Origin of the sequence: Streptomyces sp. XD-27, from assembly GCF_030553055.1 — a bacterium.
GTDB lineage: Bacteria > Actinomycetota > Actinomycetes > Streptomycetales > Streptomycetaceae > Streptomyces.
Genome location: NZ_CP130713.1, coordinates 1,354,367 through 1,370,764 on the forward strand (window position 1 = coordinate 1,354,367; position 16,398 = coordinate 1,370,764).

15 protein-coding genes and 1 pseudogene are annotated in these 16,398 nt (G+C 72.9%); 6 read left to right on the forward strand and 10 right to left on the reverse strand.

All coding sequences use genetic code 11. From position 1 onward, the window contains the following. Positions 1 to 71: 71 nt before the first annotated feature. The 5 genes from Q3Y56_RS05785 (at position 72) to Q3Y56_RS05805 (ending at position 4,632) form a co-directional block, all read left to right on the forward strand. Positions 72 to 1,613 carry a tryptophan halogenase family protein gene (locus tag Q3Y56_RS05785; RefSeq protein WP_304460882.1) on the forward strand — a complete coding sequence of 514 codons (1,542 nt, stop codon included), beginning with the start codon at positions 72 to 74 and terminating at the stop codon, positions 1,611 to 1,613. 113 nt (positions 1,614 to 1,726) lie between these two features. Then, positions 1,727 to 2,248, forward strand: a complete 522-nt coding sequence (locus Q3Y56_RS05790) for a flavin reductase family protein (RefSeq protein ID WP_304460883.1) — start codon at positions 1,727 to 1,729, stop codon at positions 2,246 to 2,248. Next, entirely contained in the window at positions 2,245 to 3,618 is a 1,374-nt protein-coding gene (locus Q3Y56_RS05795; protein ID WP_304460884.1) for a cation:proton antiporter, read from the forward strand. The genes Q3Y56_RS05790 and Q3Y56_RS05795 overlap by 4 nt, the downstream gene beginning before the upstream one ends. 1 nt (position 3,619) lies before the next feature. Next, a complete protein-coding gene (locus tag Q3Y56_RS05800; protein WP_304460885.1) occupies positions 3,620 to 3,925 on the forward strand; it encodes a chorismate mutase in 306 nt (101 codons plus the stop codon). 209 nt (positions 3,926 to 4,134) lie between these two features. Then, entirely contained in the window at positions 4,135 to 4,632 is a 498-nt protein-coding gene (locus tag Q3Y56_RS05805; RefSeq protein WP_304460886.1) for a hypothetical protein, read from the forward strand. 111 nt (positions 4,633 to 4,743) lie between these two features. Here Q3Y56_RS05805 and Q3Y56_RS05810 read toward each other — a convergent pair whose 3' ends face one another. The 8 genes and pseudogenes from Q3Y56_RS05810 to sbnB all read right to left on the reverse strand — a co-directional run bounded on the left by Q3Y56_RS05810 (position 4,744) and on the right by sbnB (position 11,199). After that, positions 4,744 to 5,526 carry a response regulator transcription factor gene (locus tag Q3Y56_RS05810; RefSeq protein ID WP_304460887.1) on the reverse strand — a complete coding sequence of 261 codons (783 nt, stop codon included), beginning with the start codon at positions 5,524 to 5,526 and terminating at the stop codon, positions 4,744 to 4,746. Positions 5,527 to 5,610: 84 nt separating this feature from the next. Then, positions 5,611 to 6,219 (reverse strand): aminodeoxychorismate/anthranilate synthase component II, encoded by a 609-nt coding sequence (locus Q3Y56_RS05815; RefSeq protein WP_304460888.1) that lies wholly within the window; start codon positions 6,217 to 6,219, stop codon positions 5,611 to 5,613. Then, positions 6,216 to 7,043, reverse strand: a complete 828-nt coding sequence (locus Q3Y56_RS05820) for an anthranilate synthase component I family protein (protein ID WP_304460889.1) — start codon at positions 7,041 to 7,043, stop codon at positions 6,216 to 6,218. Before Q3Y56_RS05820 ends, Q3Y56_RS05815 begins: the two co-directional genes overlap by 4 nt. A 176-nt stretch (positions 7,044 to 7,219) precedes the next feature. Then, positions 7,220 to 7,729, reverse strand: a pseudogene (locus tag Q3Y56_RS05825) (anthranilate synthase component I family protein); the annotation flags it as partial. A 65-nt stretch (positions 7,730 to 7,794) separates the two neighbouring features. Beyond that, positions 7,795 to 8,787, reverse strand: coding sequence for a clavaminate synthase family protein (locus tag Q3Y56_RS05830; RefSeq protein WP_304460890.1), 993 nt, complete (start codon positions 8,785 to 8,787; stop codon positions 7,795 to 7,797). A 37-nt stretch (positions 8,788 to 8,824) separates the two neighbouring features. Beyond that, a complete protein-coding gene (locus Q3Y56_RS05835; RefSeq protein ID WP_304460891.1) occupies positions 8,825 to 9,040 on the reverse strand; it encodes an MbtH family protein in 216 nt (71 codons plus the stop codon). Positions 9,041 to 9,101: 61 nt separating this feature from the next. Next, complete coding sequence (gene sbnA / locus Q3Y56_RS05840) at positions 9,102 to 10,121, reverse strand: 2,3-diaminopropionate biosynthesis protein SbnA (protein WP_304460892.1); 1,020 nt, start codon at positions 10,119 to 10,121, stop codon at positions 9,102 to 9,104. A gap of 40 nt (positions 10,122 to 10,161) precedes the next feature. Further along, a complete protein-coding gene (sbnB, locus tag Q3Y56_RS05845; RefSeq protein ID WP_304460893.1) occupies positions 10,162 to 11,199 on the reverse strand; it encodes a 2,3-diaminopropionate biosynthesis protein SbnB in 1,038 nt (345 codons plus the stop codon). A 207-nt stretch (positions 11,200 to 11,406) separates the two neighbouring features. Here sbnB and Q3Y56_RS05850 point away from each other — a divergent pair, with 207 nt between their 5' ends. Further along, a complete protein-coding gene (locus Q3Y56_RS05850; protein ID WP_304460894.1) occupies positions 11,407 to 12,609 on the forward strand; it encodes an IS110 family transposase in 1,203 nt (400 codons plus the stop codon). Positions 12,610 to 12,649: 40 nt separating this feature from the next. Here Q3Y56_RS05850 and Q3Y56_RS05855 read toward each other — a convergent pair whose 3' ends face one another. Together Q3Y56_RS05855 and Q3Y56_RS05860 are read right to left on the reverse strand one after the other, a co-directional pair. Then, complete coding sequence (locus Q3Y56_RS05855) at positions 12,650 to 13,636, reverse strand: TauD/TfdA family dioxygenase (protein WP_304460895.1); 987 nt, start codon at positions 13,634 to 13,636, stop codon at positions 12,650 to 12,652. Positions 13,637 to 13,713: 77 nt separating this feature from the next. Continuing rightward, positions 13,714 to 16,257 carry a non-ribosomal peptide synthetase gene (locus Q3Y56_RS05860; protein ID WP_304460896.1) on the reverse strand — a complete coding sequence of 848 codons (2,544 nt, stop codon included), beginning with the start codon at positions 16,255 to 16,257 and terminating at the stop codon, positions 13,714 to 13,716. Between the last annotated feature and the right edge of the window lie 141 nt (positions 16,258 to 16,398).

Consider the following 16,398-nt stretch of genomic DNA (forward strand, 5'->3'; position numbering starts at 1 on the left):
AAGGAAAGCGCACGTCGATAGCTTCACCGCATCGTTGTGGACTACCGGACTTCCCGAACAGGAGATGCAGCGTGATCAGGTCAGTTGTCATTGTGGGCGGCGGCACCGCCGGTTGGATGAGCGCCACTTATCTCAAGGCGGCGTTCGGAGATCGTGTCGACGTCACCCTGGTCGAATCGGACCGGGTGTCGAGCATTGGTGTCGGCGAGGCGACTTTCAGCACCGTCCGGCATTTCTTCGACTATCTCGGCCTCGACGAGCGCGACTGGATGCCGCACTGCGCGGCCTCGTACAAGCTGGCCATCCGGTTCGAGAACTGGCGGAAGGCGGGCGACCACTTCTACCACCCGTTCGAGCGGCTGCGGACGTCCGACGGCTTCACCCTCGCGGACTGGTGGCTGGCGGAGGGCGACCGCGACGTCCCGTTCGACCAGGCGTGCTTCGTCACGCCCGCGCTCTGCGAGGCGCAGCGCTCGCCGCGGATGCTCGACGGCTCGCTGTTCGCGCAGGGGCTCGACGGCTCGCTCGGCCGCTCCACCCTGGAGGAGCAGCGCGCCCAGTTCCCGTACGCGTACCACTTCGACGCGGGTCTGCTCGCGCAGTTCCTCAGCCGGTACGGCACCGAGCGCGGCGTGCGCCATGTGATCGACGACGTGGTGGACGTGCAGGCGGACGAGCGCGGCTGGATCACGCAGGTGATGACGCGTGAGCACGGCGCGCTGGCCGGCGACCTGTTCATCGACTGCACCGGCTTCCGCGGCCTGCTGATCAACCAGAAGCTGGCGGAGCCGTTCGTCTCCTTCCAGGACGTCCTGCCCAACAACCGGGCCGTGGCGCTGCGGGTGCCGCAGCCGGACCAGGCCGAGCGGGGCATGAACCCGTACACCACGGCGACCGCCATGGACGCCGGCTGGATCTGGACGATCCCGCTCTTCGGCCGGAACGGCACCGGCTATGTGTACTCCGACGAGTTCTGCAGCCCGGAGGAGGCGGAGCGCACCCTGCGCGCGTTCGCCGCGCCCGGGCAGGACGATCTGGAGGCCAACCACATCCGGATGCGCATCGGCCGCAACGAGCGCTCCTGGGTGAACAACTGCGTCGCCATCGGGCTGTCCAGCGCCTTCGTGGAGCCCCTTGAGTCGACCGGCATCTTCTTCATCCAGCACGGCATCGAGCAGCTGGTGAAGCACTTCCCGGACGAGAACTGGGACCCGCAGCTGGCCGCCGACTACAACAGCCGGGTCTCCCATGTCCTGGACGGCGTCAAGGAGTTCCTCGTGCTGCACTACGCGGCCGCGACGCGCGACGACACGCCGTACTGGAAGGAGGCGAAGATCCGCCGGCAGCCGGACGGCCTGGCGGAGAAGCTTCAGCTGGCCTCCTCGCACCTGCTCGACGAGCACACCATCTACCCGCACTACCACGGCTTCGAGCAGTACTCGTGGATCACGATGCTGCTCGGCCTCGGCCACGAGCCGGCCGCCGCGCGGCCCGCCCTCGCCCACATCGACCCGGCCCGGGCCCGCGCGGAACTGGCCGCGGTGCAGACCGACGCGCGCCGCCTGGTACAGGCGCTGCCCAGCTGCCGCGAGTACCTCTCCTCGATCCACTGAGGCCCAACCCCTGACCTCACGAAGGGCGACAGAGTATGTCCAGGCTCTCCCCGGTACCGGTCGGCGCCCAGCCGCACGCGGTGCCCCGGCCCCACCCGTGGAAGGCTCCACCCGTGCCCGTGGCCGACTTCCGGGCACTGATGAGCGCCTTCCCGACCGGCGTCGCCGTCGTCACGACGTACGGCGCCGACGGACGGCCGCGCGGGCTGACGTGTTCGTCGCTCGCGAGCGTCACGGCCGACCCGCCGACCCTGTCGGTGTGCCTGACCACGCGCGGCGAGACGCTACGGGCGCTGCGCGCGTACGGCGCCTTCGCGGTCAACCTGCTGCACCACGGCGGGCAGCGCGCGGCGGAGGTGTTCGCCCGACCGGCCGCGAACCGGTTCGCCGAGGTCGAGTGGTGCCCCTCGCCCGACGCCGGGCTGCCGTGGCTGACCCGCGACGCGTTCGCGGTGGCCGACTGCCACGTGTCGGAATGGGCGGAAGTCGGCGACCATACAGTCGTCATGGGCGAGGTGACCGCCGTCGTCCAGGAGTCGGGCGCGCCGCTGCTCTACGGCGCGCGCGGATTCGCCGTCTGGCCCGGCGGCGAGGTGCCGGGGCCGGTGCCGGCTCGGGAGGGGGTGGCGTCATGACGAGTCTGCACGCGGATCCGCTGGCGCGCTTTCTGCTCGCGGCCGCCGTGGTCGTCCTCATCAGCCACCTGCTCGGCTCGCTGCTCGGCCGGCTCGGCCAGGCCCCGGTCATCGGGGAGATCCTCGGCGGCCTGCTGCTCGGTCCCTCCGCGCTCGGCTGGGTGTGGCCGGAGGCGAAGGAGTGGCTGCTGCCGAAGGAGGTCACGACGACGCTGACCACCACCGCGCAACTGGGCCTGGTCACCTTCATGTTCCTGCTCGGCTGCGAGCTCCGCCTGGAACGGGTGCGGGCGGGCAGGTCGGCGGTGGGGGCCGCGGTCATCGGCGGCATGGGCCTGCCGTTCCTCATGGGGGTGGGCATCGCGGCGGCGGCACCGGACGTGCTACGCGGCGACGACGGGCAGCACACCGGCTACCTGCTGTTCTTCGGGCTCGCCCTGTCGGTCACGGCACTTCCGGTCCTCGCCCGGATCCTGGTCGACATGGGCCTGGACACCACCAGGATCGGCTCGTTCGCCCTGGTCACGGCGGCGTTCGGGGACGGCATCGCCTGGCTGGTGCTGACCGCGGTGCTGGCGCTCAGCGGCACCGGGGGCACCGGGGACGTGGCGGTCACCGCCGCCCTGGTGCTTGCCCTCGTCGCCTCCACCCGGCTGTTGGTCCGTCCGCTGCTCGCGGCCTTCCTCTCACGCGCCGAGGGGAACGAGCGCGTCGAGCGCCTGGTGCTGCCGCTGCTGCTCGCAGGGGCGCTGGGCTACGCCAGTCTGACCGAGATCATCGGGCTGCATCCGGTGATCGGCGCGTTCCTGTTCGGCATGGCGGTGCCGCGCGGCTCCGCGGCCGCCGCCCGGATGCACCAGCAGTTGCAGGGCTTCACCCAGGCGCTGCTGCTCCCGCTGTTCTTCGCCGGGGTCGGGCTCAGCGTGTCCGTCGGCGAGCTCGGGTTCAGCGCCTGGCACTGGCTGGTGCTGGTGGGTGTCGTACTCGCCGCTGCCGCGGGCAAGTTCATCGGAGCCGGCGGCGCGGCGTGGCTGATCGGTCTCCCCCGCGCCGAGGCTCTGCAGTTCGGCGCACTGATGAACTGCCGCGGCGTCACCGAGCTGGTGGTCGCCGGCATCGGCTGGCAGGCGGGTCTGATCAGCTCCGCGGGCCTGACCACCCTCGTCCTGATGGCGCTGGTCACCACCGCGATGACCGGGCCGCTCCTGTCGGCTCTGGGCGCGACCGCGGCGAAGTCCACGATCCCTGCCCCCAGTACCCCTGAGCCCACGTCCGCCGAGCCCAAGTCCCTGGTTCCGCCGACCGCTTCGGCGGCCTCGCCGACTCCCGTAGCTTGTCTCCCTGTCGACAGCACTCCTGTGGAGGTCTGACATGTCACCGATCGACTCCGGGCGGATGGCCGAGCGGAAGGCGCGCCTGGCCTCCCTCGACCAGGAGATCATCGACCTGGTACGCGAACGCGGCGCCGTCGTCGAGCAGTTGCGCACGCTGCGCCGGCTCGCGGGGCTGCGCGAGTTCCAACTGGCCGACGAGAACGAGGTGCTCAGCCGGTACCAAGAGGCCCTCGGCCGACCGGGCACCTCGATCGCCCTGGAGCTGCTGGCGCTGGCCCGCGCCGAGCGCGCCGGAGCCGTCCGCTCCGAGCCCGCCCCGCAGATGGCTCGCGCCGCTGCCTGACCCCAGCCCGAAGGGGCCGGCGGCCGCCGGCCCCTTCGGGCGTGCCTCCGCCCTCGTGGGCCGGGGCACCTTTTCCCGTTCCAGGAGAGGAAATCCACCGTGCCGTACCTCACCCGCTCCACCCCCCGGCCGGGCAGTCCGCAGCGGCTTCCCGATCGGAGCGCGGTGGCCTGTTATCGCTTCCGTTCCGGCGCGGCACATGGCGGCACATGCTGTTCGCCCTGTTCCTGCCGCTCCCCCTCGCCCTGATCCTCGGGCTCCAGGTCCTCATGAAGGCCGCGTACGACAGCGGGCACAAGGCGCTCGGCCCGTTGATCCTGCTGGGCGCGCTCGGCGCGGTCGCGGTGGCCGGGCCGGCGTTCGAGCGGATGCGGCTGCGGGTCTTCTTCGGCGAGACCGTCCTGCGGCGCAGGACGGGACGGCTGCGGAACGGCGCTGTCTTCTTCTTCGTGAACCTGGTGCTGACCGCCCTGTCGTTCGCTGCCGCGGTCGGCTGGATCATCGTCTCCGCGCGCAACCTGACGTACCCGATCTGGGGCTGGGAGTCCTACCCGACCGACGCGTGGGGCGGCCCGACCCCGGCCGGAGCGGTGGCGCTGCACTTCGCGTCCGGCGTGGTGGCCTTCTTCGTGCTGCCGTGGGTCGTCATCCACATCACCCGGTGGCAGTGCGCCATGGTCCGCCGGCACCTCGGCGAAAGCGTCTGACCAGACCTCGGCGAAGGCCTCTGAGCCCCGCTGCCTCGCCCCCCGCTCGTACCCCCACAGCTGTGCCCCCGACGGGAGCTGTCCGCCGGGGGCACAGGTGTACGCGGACCGCTACGCCGCCGCCCTGGCCCGGGAGACGGGGCGGGCGGCCGCGCGCCGGACGAGGAAGGGGGTCGCCCGGGCGGGCGCGTCGACGAACGCGGGGGTCCGGGAGCGCTGGGCGTCGAGGAAGCGCAGGACCGCCAGGACCCGGCGGTTGTCGCGATCGCCGCCCGGCAGGCCCAGCTTGCCGAAGACCGCGGCGGCCCGCTTCTCCACGGTGCCGGCGGAGACACACAGCTCGTCGGCGATGGCGCTGTTGGTCCGGCCCTGGGCCATGAGGCGCAGGACGTCCAGCTCCCGGGCGCTCAGCGCGGCCAGGTCGGCGCGGGCGGCCGGCCCGGCCGGGTCCGGCGGCGGCGCGGGCGCGCCGACGTCCCCAGGGGCGACGGCCCTCGGGTCGACGACCGAGCCGCCGGCGGCGATCCTGCCGAGGGCGGCGAACAGCGCCTCCGACTCGGTGATGTGATCCCGCAGCACAAGGCCGGTCCGCTCCCGCCCGCAAGCGAACAGCCGGGCGGCAAGGCCGGGTTCGGGAGCCGCGCTGTACAGCAGCGCGGCCGTGCCGGGCCGTGTCCGGCGCGCGGTGAGCACGTCCTCCACCGAGTGGTCGCCGCCGAAGGGGCCGGCGGGCCGGACGCCGACGACGACGGCGTCGGGCCGGTGCCGGGCGACGAGGGCGGGCAGCTCGGCTGTGCCGGGCGCGGCGGCGGCGACCCGGTGGCCGCCGCCGTCCAGCACCTGGGCCAGGCCGGCCCGCAGGACCGTGGAGGCTTCGGCGATCACAATGCGCATAGGGATCACTTCCTTCGCCCCGCGCCTGGTCGGGGCGCGGGGCGATCGTGGGTGGGACCGGTTGGAGCAGTGCGGGACGGTGCCTCACACGTGCAGCGAGGCGTGCTCTCGGGCGGCGGTGTGCTCTCGGGCGGCAGTCAGAAAGTTCTCCAGGAGCCGCGACCCGCCCGAGGTGGCCACGCTCTCCGGATGGAACTGGATCCCCCAGACGGGCAGTCGGCGGTGGACCAGGGACATCACGCAGCCGTCGTCCGCGGCGTGCCCGGTGGCTTCGAGCGCCTCGGGCAGCGGTTCGGCGACGATCAGCGAGTGGTAGCGGGCCGCGGTCATCTCCGTGCCGAGGCCCTCGTACAGGCCGGTGCCGTCGTGTCGTACGGTGCTGGTCTTGCCGTGCCGGACCCGGTCCGCGACCACCACCCGGCCCCCGTAGGCCAGGCCGATCGCCTGGTGGCCCAGGCAGATGCCGAGCAGCGGCACCCGCCCCGCGAAGGCGTGGACGAGCTCGACATGGCCGCTGTCCGCGGGATGGCCCGGGCCGGGGCCGAGCACCACGGCGTCCGGGGCGCGCGAGACGAGGGCCTCGGTGGACCGGGTGCCGGACCGCACCACCTCGGTGTCGGCGCCGAGGCCGCGCAGGTACTGGTCGATGATGTGGGTGAAGCTGTCGTACGCGTCGACCACCAGGACCCTCACGGCAGCAGTTCCTTTCCGGTCAGCGCCCAGTGGGCGGCGGCCATCTTGTGCAGCGTCTCGCGCCACTCGCCCTCGGGGGTCGAGTCGGCGACGATGCCCGCGCAGCTCTGGGTGCGGTAGCCGGTGCCGTCGTGCACCACGGTCCTGATGCACAGGGCGAACCGGCTCCAGCCGCGCAGGTCGACGAGGCCGACCGCGCCCGCGTACATCCCGCGCGGCCCGTCCTCCAGGCCCTGGATCAGCTCCATGGCGCGGATCTTCGGCGCCCCGGTGACGGTGCCGGCGGGGAAGGAGGCGCGCAGCGCGGACCAGGTGTCGTGTGCCGGGTCGCGCCGGCCGGAGACGGTGGAGACGAGGTGGAAGACGTGGGAGTACGTCTCGACCGTCATCAGCCGCTCGGTCTCCAGGGTCCGCGGCAGGCAGACGCGTCCGATGTCGTTGCGGCACAGGTCGACGAGCATGATGTGCTCGGCGCGTTCCTTCTCGTCGGCGCGGAGGGCGGCGACGCGCCGCTCGTCGGTCTCCGGGTCGCCGCTGCGCGGGGCGGTGCCGGCGATGGGCCGCATCACGAGGCGCTCGCCGTCGTCGGCGAGGAGCACCTCGGGGCTGGCCCCGATCAGGGTGGTGCCGGCTCTGGGCACCAGGTACATGTACGGCGACGGGTTGCGGGCACGCAGCCGACGGTAGACCTGGAGCGGTTCGAGGTCGGTGGCGACCTCGATGCTGTGGCCGATCTGGATCTGGTAGACGTCGCCGACGCCGATGTGGCGAAGGCAGCGCTCGACCCGGGCCAGGAAGGTCTCCTTGTCGGTGCTGTCGCGCACCGAGCGCGGCTCGGGCGCCTCGGGGACGGCCGCGTCGGCGGGCGGTCTGCGGGCGGCCGCCGCGATGTCGTACGGGTCGGGGGCGGGAACTCGGCGGCGTGCGCCCGCAGATGGCGCACCTCGTTCGTGGCGAGGTCGTAGTGGACCGTGTCGCGGAAGAGCGTGAACACGCAGTCCGGGCCGTCGGTGCCGGTGCTCCGCTCGGGCAGTTCCTCCATGTGCCAGGCGGCCCCGTACCCGAGCGTGGCGAGGAAGCCGAACGCGAAGGTGGCGGGCGGCGCCTGGGTGTGGACGCGGAAGAGCCGCTGGGTGGCGCGGAGGAGCTCCCACACCTGGCCGGGGCGGGTGAACCCGCGCGCGGCCGGCGCGAGGGAGGTCATCCCCAGTACGTCGGCCGCGTCGAGCAGCGCGCGGGCCAGGCGGTCGCCGCCGCGCACCAGCACATGGGACGCGTGGACCTCGATCTCGGCGAGCCTGCCGTACCCGACCACGGCCGATCCGCGGTCCTGCACCGGTCCCTCGAGGCTCTCCAGGAGATAGACGTCCTCCTTCCCGAACCGCTCGCACAGGGCCGTGTACAGACCGAGCGGTTCGTGGTGCGGCAGCGGCGTCTCCTCGACGTGTACGTCGATGGCCGCGGGCCCCGGTTCCGCGGTCGGGGTCGGTGGTTCGAGCAGTGTGGTCACGGGCGTCCCATTCGGTCGTGGCGCGTCGTCGGACGGTCAGGGCGCGTCGTCGGACGGACCGGTCGTCAGTCGAGTACGTAGCCGTCGCGGGCCCGCAGTCCGCGGGAGCGGCGCAGGTCGGTCAGGACGAAGCTGCGCTGGAGCCAGCGGTCCCGGCCGTCGTAGCGGGGCCGGAAGGGGGTGCGGCCGTGGACGGTGACCCGGTTGTCGACGATCGCCAGGTCACCGGGGGTGAGCCGGACGGTCTGCGCCGTCAGGTCGAACAGCTCGTTCAGCTCGTCCAGGGCGCGCGCCGCGCGGGGGGTGGTGGCGCGGGTGGCGGCGAAGTCGACCCGTACGTCGGGGTCGTCGGGCGCTCCGGTCAGCACCGCGTGCGGCGTGCTCGCGCCGGCCACCGTGCCGAAGGAGGGCGGGGCCGCGGTGACGAACTCCTTGCTCCGCAGCGCCGTCCGGCCCGCCTCGCTCAGCAGCGGCAGCGCCTGGCGTACGCAGGCGGTGCGCAGCCCGGCGACGCCCTCGTGGTCGGCGCGCAGGCACAGCAGCATCACGAAGTCGGGGCGGTGCGGGTGGAAGGCGTTCTCGGTGTGGAAGGAGAGCAGCACGGATCCGGCGTTGCCCTGGAACTCCTCCTGCCCGGGCACCGGGACGACGTCCTGGACCAGCGCGCCGGACTTCTCGGGGCGGAAGGCGGCCGGGTCGCCGAGGCCGGCGGCCACCGTCAGCAGGACGGCGGCGGGCACCGTGGCCGTGTGCTGCACCGAGCCGCGGCCGGTGGGGGTGTCGGGCAGCGCGGGCTCGTCGACCGGGAGGCCGCGGACGAGGAGGGCGCCGGAGGGGCCGGAGTCGCGGCGGAAGGCGCGCAGCCCGCGGCGGAGGCCGGCGGGCAGGTCGCACCAGGCGTCGCGGGCGGCGGCGACCCACTCGGGGGTGTCGATGCGTCCGGCGGCGACCGGGGCGAGGCGCCGGGCCAGGCCGGTGATCCAGTCGGCGTCGCCCGGCCCGACGGTCAGGGTCCGGGCCGGTGCGCCGACGGTGGAGGAGTCGAGTGCGAGTGTCATGTCCTATCGCTTTCTGAGCTGCCGAACGGTCGTGGGCTCAACCGGCATGGGCCATCGCCTCGGCGACGGAGCGCGGGCGCATGTCGGTCCAGTGGGCGGCGACGTACGCCTGGCTCTCGTCGTGGCCGGCGTCCTCCAGGACCGCCTGCCAGCCGGCGGGGACGTCGGCGAAGGCCGGCCACAGGGAGTACTGGCCCTCGTCGTTGACCAGCACGTGGTAACGGCCCTCGGGGTCGTCGAACGGGTTGCTCATGGCTGTTCCTTTCGGACTTTCGGAATGTCGTGGACATCGGATGGCGGGTATCGATGTGGTGTCAGGCCGCCGACTCGACGGCTTCGGCGGTGCCGACGGTCTCGACGCCCGGCTTCGCGCCGACTCCGGCCACCTCGTCGCCGTACACCCCCTGCACCCAGTTGGTCTGGTAGAGGGTGTCGAGATAGCGCTCTCCCAGGTCCGGGGAGATCGCCACGGAGACCAGGCCGGTGCGGTCCGCGTCCTGCCGGGCGAGCCACTGGGACGCGCCCGCCGCGACGGTCCCGGTGGAGCCGCCGAAGAGGAAGCCGCGGGCGGCGAGCCGGTGGCACATGCGGACCGTCTCGGACTCGGGGACGATCACCACGTCGTCGACGAACGACTCGTCGAGCAGCGCGGGCCGTACGCCCGCGCCGAGCCCCGGGATCATCCGGGGCCCCGGCGGCCGGCCGAAGGTGACCGAGCCGACGCTGTCCACCGCGACGATGCGCACGTCGGGCCGGTGCTCCTTGAACCAGCGGGCGCAGCCCATCAGCGTGCCGGTGGTGCCGGCGCCGATGAAGAGCACGTCGACGCCGGGGAAGCGCTGGGCGATCGGCGGCGCGGTCCAGCGGTAGTGGGCGCGCCAGTTGTCGGCGTTGCGGTACTGGTTGAGCCAGACGTGCCGGGGGTCGGTGGCGCACAGCCGGCGGACCAGGGCGAGCCGCGCGCCGAGGAAGCCTCCTTCGGGGTCGGGGTCGGTGACGATGCGGACCTCCGCGCCGAGCGCCTCCATCAGGCGCCGGGCCGCGAGGTTGCAGCGGGAGTCGGTGACGCACAGGAAGCGGTGGCCCTTGCTGGCCGCGATCATGCTCAGTGCGACGCCGAGGTTGCCGGAGGAGGACTCGACCAGGATCGAGTCCTCTTTGAGCACCCCGCTCTGCTCGGCCGCCTCGATCATCGAGAGCGCGGCCTTCTGTTTGATGGATCCGCTGAAATTGAAGCCCTCGCATTTGAGGTAGATCGACGAGCCGAGTACCGGCCGGAGATCGACGTAGAGATCGTCTTCGTTGAATTCCTGCGGGGCCGAGATGATCGGCATGGGTCCTCCCGCGTCAGGTGTGGCCAAGAAGGGCGGGCGGTCAGCCGTAGCGGCGCATCTCGTGGAAGAAGCCGTCGACGACGGAGAGTTCGCCCGCCTCGCGCACGGTGTCGTACACGTGCTTGCCGAGCGCGAGGTCGAGGATCCCGAGGCCGAACGGCGAGAAGATCACCGGCCGGTCGGCGGGGGGTCGGAGGGTGCCGTCCAGCACGTCGTACAGGGTCCCGTGCACGAAGTCGCGGTGGCCGGTGCGCTGTTCGGCCAGGTGCAGGGAGGTGTTCGCCTTCAGGCAGTGCTCGACGTCGTCCACCACGTTGGTCGCGGCGAGGACCACCTCGGGCGCCAGGTCGCGCAGCGAGACGTGCAGGACCAGCGGATGGTGATCGAACCACGCGGGGTCCTCGACGTGCGGCTCGCCCGCGACGGTGGCGAAGACGACGAGGTCGCTGGAGCGGATGAGCGCTTCGGCGCTCTCGTGCACGGTGACGGTGCCGGGGGCGCCGGAGCGCTCCAGGTAGCCGGCGAACCCCTCGGAGTGCTCTCGGCTCAGGTCGTACACGCCCGTCTCGTCGAACTCCCAGCCGGTGCCGGCCAGGAAGGCGTGGATGAAGCGGGCGATCAGTCCGACGCCGAAGAAGCCGACGCGGCGGGGGCGCGCCCGGCCCGCGGAGAGCCGGTCCGCGGCGAGCGCGGCCGAGGCCGCGGTGCGCGCGGCGCTGATGATGGAGCTCTCCAGGCAGGCCAGCGGGTAGCCGGTGGCGGGGTCGTTGAGGATCAGCACGGCCGAGGCGCGCGGCAGCCCCGCCGCGACGTTCTCGGGGAAGCTGGAGATCCACTTGAGCCCGTCGACCCCGATGCCGCCGCCGACGGAGGCGGGCAGCGCGATGATGCGGGAGCTCGGCCGGTCGGGGAAGCGCAGGAAGTACGAGGGCGGGTTGACGGTGTCGCCGGCGCCGTGGGCGCGGTAGGCCGCTTCGATGATGCCGGTGACCTCCCGGTGCCGGCCGCCGAGCACGCGGTCGACCTGGGCACCGGAGATCACGGCGAAGTCGGGCGGTGCCGCGGTGGGTGAGGACATGGGTGTTCCCTAAGAATGTGAGGCGGTCCGGGAGGACCGGGTGTGGCTGATGGGTGTTTGCCGTTGATGGCTTCCGGAGAATGGCCGCCCGGTCCTCCGGGACGCTCCGACTGCTGATTGAGAACTGCGGTCATCGCTGGTTAGGGACCTGTCGGCGGAGTGTTCTCCGGGCCATGGGAGTGCTGGTCATGGAGGAACGGAGCAACGTTGAGCACGCCTCACGCGCGCATATGGGTCGGCATCGACGCAGGCAAAGGGCACCACTGGGCGGCCGCTGTCGACGCCGACGGTCAGACGTTGTTCTCGACAAAAGTGATCAACGACGAAGCGCAGATCCTCACGCTCATCGAGACGGCCCGCGAGCGGGCGGATGAGGTGCGGTGGGCGGTGGATATCTCCGGCCGTGCGTCCACGCTGCTGCTGGCTCTGCTGGTTGCCCACGGGCAGCAGGTGGTCTACGTGCCCGGCCGCACTGTCAACCGGATGACCGGCGCCTACCGGGGCGAGGGCAAGACCGACGCCAAGGACGCCCGGGTCATCGCCGACCAGGCCCGCATGCGACGGGACTTCGCCCCACTGGACACGCCCCCGGAGCTGGTCACCACCCTCCAGGTGCTCACTCACTACCGGGCGGATCTGATCGCCGACCGCGTCCGGCTGGTCAATCGGCTCCGTGACCTGCTGGTGGGCATCTGCCCGGCCCTGGAGCGGGCCTTCGACTACTCCGCGGCCAAGGGCCCGGTCGTGATGCTGACCGAGTACCAGACTCCGGCCGCCCTGCGCCGGATCGGCGTCAAGCGGCTGACTACCTGGCTGGAACGCCGCAAGGTCCGCAGCGCCCAGGCCGTCGCCACCAAGGCGGTGGAAGCGGCCCAGTCGCAGATGACCGTCCTGCCCGGCGAGAAGCGGGCCGCCAAGCTGGTCTGCGACCTGGCCCACCAGCTCCTGGCCCTGGACGAGCGGATCAAGGACAACGACCGGGAGATCCGTGAGACCTTCCGCGCCGACGACCGCGCCGAGATCATCGAGTCCATGCCCGGCATGGGCCCCATCCTCGGAGCCGAGTTCGTCGCGATCGTCGGCGACCTGTCCGGCTACCGCGACGCTGGGCGCCTGGCCTCGCATGCCGGCCTGGCCCCGGTGCCTCGCGACTCCGGCCGCCGCACCGGCAACTACCACCGGCCCAAACGCTACAACCGGCGCCTGCGCTGGTTGTTCTACATGTCCGCGCAGTCCGCCATGATGCGGCCGGGCCCGTCGCGGGACTACTACCTCAAGAAGCGTGGCGAGGGGCTGCTGCACACCCAGGCCCTGCTCGCACTTGCCCGCCGTCGGGTCGACGTGCTCTGGGCGATGCTGCGTGACAAGAGGCTGTTCACCTCCGCCCCGCCGATCACGCAGACGGCTTGACACGATCATTGAGATTCTCCGTTGGGTGTGGTGGGGCCGGTCAGGGCGCGAGCACATGGCCGGGCAGGCGGACCGGGTTGCCGAGGACCACGGCGATCTCGCGGTCGCCCTCGTAGGGCTCGCGGCTGTGCGCCATGCGCAGGTTGTCCACGAGCAGGACGTCGCCGGTGCGCCACGGTTCGCGGCACGTGGCGTCCTGGTAGGCCCGGTTGATGGTGTCGACCGCCTCGGCCGGGATGGGTTCCCCGTCGCCGTACGCCGTGTTGAACGGCAGCGAGTCGGGCCCGTACACGTCGGTCAGGTACTCGCGGACCATCGGGTCGAGGGTCAGCTCGTTGAGGAAGGCCGCCTGGTTGAACCAGACGGGCCGCCCGCTGCCCGGGTGCGTGACCACCGCGGCGCGCCGCTGTCGGGTGCGCAGCGCCCCATCGGGCAGCCACTCGTGGGCGATGCCCTCCTGGGCGCAGTAGGCGTCCACCTGGCCGGGGTCGTCGGTGCCGAACGCCTCGGTCCAGGCGACGCCGACCTCGCGGTAGGTGCGGGTCAGCCGCCAGCCGACGCGGTCGAACCGCTCGACGAGCTCGGGCGGGAGGGCGCGCAGCACGGCAGTGGAGTCCGCGACGGCGGTGGCGCCGCCGTCGCCGGGCGCGGTGAGGCAGGCGAACAGGGCGAGGGAGGGCACCTGTGCGGCGTAACTCAGCTCGTGGTGCATGCACATCGGCTCGTCGGGCGGCCACTCGGAGGAGGACAGGACGCCCGGCGCGAGGGTGCGGCGCGGCGCGAACGCCTCGCGCTCCGGCATCGCCTCGATGCCGAACGCGGCCGCGATCTCCGCGACGGCCTCGGGGGTACGGGGGCGCAGGCCGCGCACCACCACCGCCCCGTGCTCGTCGACCGCGGCGCGCACGGCGCCGCGGTGGGCCGCGGCCCAGGCGGGCGGGGTGTCGGCTCCGTCGGCGGTCATCACCGGCAGCCGGCCGGGGAGGGCGGCCGGTACGGAGGCCGTGAGGTCAAGGACGGACGTCATCTTCCGGTCTCTCTCTCGATGCGGATACGCGATACGGGTACGCGGAGCGGATGCGCGGCAGCAGGACGCGGCCGGTGTCAGACCGCGGCCGGCAGGGCACCGCCGGCGCGTCGGGACGGCTCGGCGGCGCGCGCGTCGACCAGCTCCGCGAGGTCGGCGAGGACGGGTCGGGCGGCCAGTTCGGCGACGGTGACGAGCCGGTCGAGGCCGATGGCGAGCCGTACCGCGGTCAGGGAGGTGCCGCCGAGTTCGAAGAAGTGCGCGTCGCGGGCGATGCGGTGGGCCGGCACCTTCAGTACCGCGCTCCACAGCTCGGCCAGGCGGCGCTCGGTGTCCGTCGCGGGCAGCTCGGGCCCGGCGGCGGGGGTGCCCGGCGCGGCGGCGTCCGGTCCGGCGGCCCGGCGGGCCAGCTCCTTCTTGTCGATCTTCCCGTTGGCCGTGAGCGGCATCGCGTCCACGCGGACCAGGCGCGCGGGCACCATGTACGACGGCAGCGCGGCGGCGAGGTGGTCGCGCAGCCCGGCCGTCTCGCCCCCGTCGGCCGTGGTGTAGTGGCCGACGAGGAAGCGCTCGTCGCCGCTGCCGACGGCGACCACCGCCGCGTCGCGCACGCCGTCCGCCCGCATCATGCGGTCCTCGATCTCGCCGATCTCGATGCGGAAGCCCCGGATCTTCATCTGGGCGTCCCGGCGGCCGTGGAACTCCAGGCGCCCGTCCGGCGCCCATCGCCCGAAGTCGCCCGAGCGGTAGACGCGGTGGCCCGGCGCGGCCGGGTCCGGCAGGAAGGCGGCCCGGGTGCGCTCCTCGTCGTTGACGTAGCCGCGGCCCACGCAGACGCCGTGGAAGACGATCTCGCCGGGGGCGCCGGCGGGCACCGGTCGCAGCCGCTCGTCGACCACCTGGACGCGGACGTTGCGCACGGGCCGGCCGAGCGGCACCGACGGTCCCTCGGGTGGCTTGCGCATCACCTCGTGGTTGGTGTCGTCGCTGGTCTCGGTGAGGCCGTAGGCGTTGGTCAGGGGCACCTGCGGGAACGCCGCGAACCACCGCTCGACGAGCTCCTTCTTGAGCGCCTCGCCGGTCGCCGAGACCATCCGCAGGTCCGGCAGCGGGCCGGTCCGCCCCTCCAGGTAGGTGAGCAGGACCTCCAGGTAGGAGGGCACGAGCTGGACCACGTGAATGCGCCCGGACCGCAGGATGTCGGTGAACCGGCCGATCTCCAGGACGGCCTCCTGCTCGATGATGTGGGTGCGTCCGCCGACGGCGAGCGCCGACACCAGCTGCCACAGGGAGATGTCGAAGCACTGGGGTGCGGTCTGCGCGACCGTGGTGTCCGCGGTGATCTCCAGGTCCTCGATCTTGGCGAGGAGGTGGTTGACGAATCCGGCGTGCTCGCACATCGCGCCCTTGGGCTCGCCGGTGGAGCCGGAGGTGAAGTAGATGTAGGCGAGCGCGTCGGCGGCGACCGGGAACCGCGGGTCGTGGTCGGCGAGTCGGTCGGGCAGCTCGTCGATCCGCAGGACGGCGGGGGCGTCGCCGCGGTCGCCGATCGCCGCGACGGCCTCGGTGAGCGTCGGGGAGACCTCTCCCGCGGTCAGGACGAGCCGGCAGCCGCTGCGCCGCAGCATGGCCTCGACGCGGGAGGCGGGGAAGTGGGGTTCGACGGGCAGATAGGCTCCGCCCGCCTTGAACACGCCGATCACGGCAGCCGCCCAGTCCAGGTCGCGCTCGGTGACGACCGCGACCACGTCCTCGTTCCACAGCCCCTCGTGGCGCAGCTGCCAGGCGACGCGGTTGGCCTGCCGGTTGAGTTCGCCGTACGTCAGTGAGCGCGTGCCGTGCACCACCGCGACGGCGTCGGGGCGCAGCCGGGCCTGCTCCTCGAACAGCTCGTGGAAGCGCCGGTCGGGCAGCGGCCGTTCGGGGCCGGCGAGCCGCTCCCACTGGAAGCGGAGCTCCTCCTCGCCGAGCAGGTGTCGCGCGTGGTGCGGGGCGTCCGGCTCGGTGACGGCCCGCCGCAGCGCTGTCGCGTAGTACCCGGCGACGCGCCGGGCCGCCGTGGCGTCGAGGACGTCGGCGCGGTGCCGGACGAGCAGCCGTGCCCCGTCGACGGCCACCCCGAGCACGACGCCGCGGGGCAGCTCGACCGGCAGGTCGGCCGCCCGCTCCGCGGCGAGCGCCTCGAACAGCGGCAGCGGGGTGTGCGGGGCGTGTGCGGCGAAGCCGCGGATCGCGCGCAGGGTGGCGGCGGCGGTCTCGGTGAGCTCGTGCCAGCTGCCGTCGTCGACCGTCACCCGGGCCATCAGGGCGCTGCCGCCCGCGGGCTGGAATCCGGTGATGGTCTCCCGGTCGCCGGTGAGCGCGGCGACGACCTTGGCGTGGGCGGCGAGCAGCAGCGGCGCGGTGACGTCCGCGGTCCCGCCGATGCCGTCGCCCTCGCCGCCTTCGACGCCGTCCAGCTCCGTCCAGATCTCGCCCGTGCCGGAGTCCCCGGGCTCGGCGGCCCAGCCCGGCATAGGCGTGAATCCCCCGGCGCGGACGGCATCGCGCCAGTACTCCCGGGCGGCCGCGCCGCCGACCTCGTCCGCCCCGTCCCCGTTCACCACGAGTGTCGCCTCCATCGGGAATGCCAGCCGTTTCGTGTGGGCCGAATCCCCCGGCGCCACGTCGGTGAATTCGACGATATTGAGCCGCCTTATCGGTGGAATATCGGTCCTGTTCCGGCCATTGCGCACGGAAAAGCCCGGTGGTGGCGGCCGGTT

What these genes read in the sequence shown, in the direction of transcription:
- Q3Y56_RS05810 (WP_304460887.1), bottom strand. Translation starts at nt 5,526, where the DNA reads ATGCGCATTGTGATCGCCGAAGCCTCCACGGTCCTGCGGGCCGGCCTG.
- Q3Y56_RS05830 (WP_304460890.1), bottom strand. Translation starts at nt 8,787, where the DNA reads ATGACACTCGCACTCGACTCCTCCACCGTCGGCGCACCGGCCCGGACC.
- sbnB (WP_304460893.1), bottom strand. Translation starts at nt 11,199, where the DNA reads ATGTCCTCACCCACCGCGGCACCGCCCGACTTCGCCGTGATCTCCGGT.
- Q3Y56_RS05795 (WP_304460884.1), top strand. Translation starts at nt 2,245, where the DNA reads ATGACGAGTCTGCACGCGGATCCGCTGGCGCGCTTTCTGCTCGCGGCC.
- Q3Y56_RS05800 (WP_304460885.1), top strand. Translation starts at nt 3,620, where the DNA reads ATGTCACCGATCGACTCCGGGCGGATGGCCGAGCGGAAGGCGCGCCTG.
- Q3Y56_RS05835 (WP_304460891.1), bottom strand. Translation starts at nt 9,040, where the DNA reads ATGAGCAACCCGTTCGACGACCCCGAGGGCCGTTACCACGTGCTGGTC.
- Q3Y56_RS05855 (WP_304460895.1), bottom strand. Translation starts at nt 13,636, where the DNA reads ATGACGTCCGTCCTTGACCTCACGGCCTCCGTACCGGCCGCCCTCCCC.
- Q3Y56_RS05860 (WP_304460896.1), bottom strand. Translation starts at nt 16,257, where the DNA reads ATGGAGGCGACACTCGTGGTGAACGGGGACGGGGCGGACGAGGTCGGC.
- Q3Y56_RS05805 (WP_304460886.1), top strand. Translation starts at nt 4,135, where the DNA reads ATGCTGTTCGCCCTGTTCCTGCCGCTCCCCCTCGCCCTGATCCTCGGG.
- sbnA (WP_304460892.1), bottom strand. Translation starts at nt 10,121, where the DNA reads ATGCCGATCATCTCGGCCCCGCAGGAATTCAACGAAGACGATCTCTAC.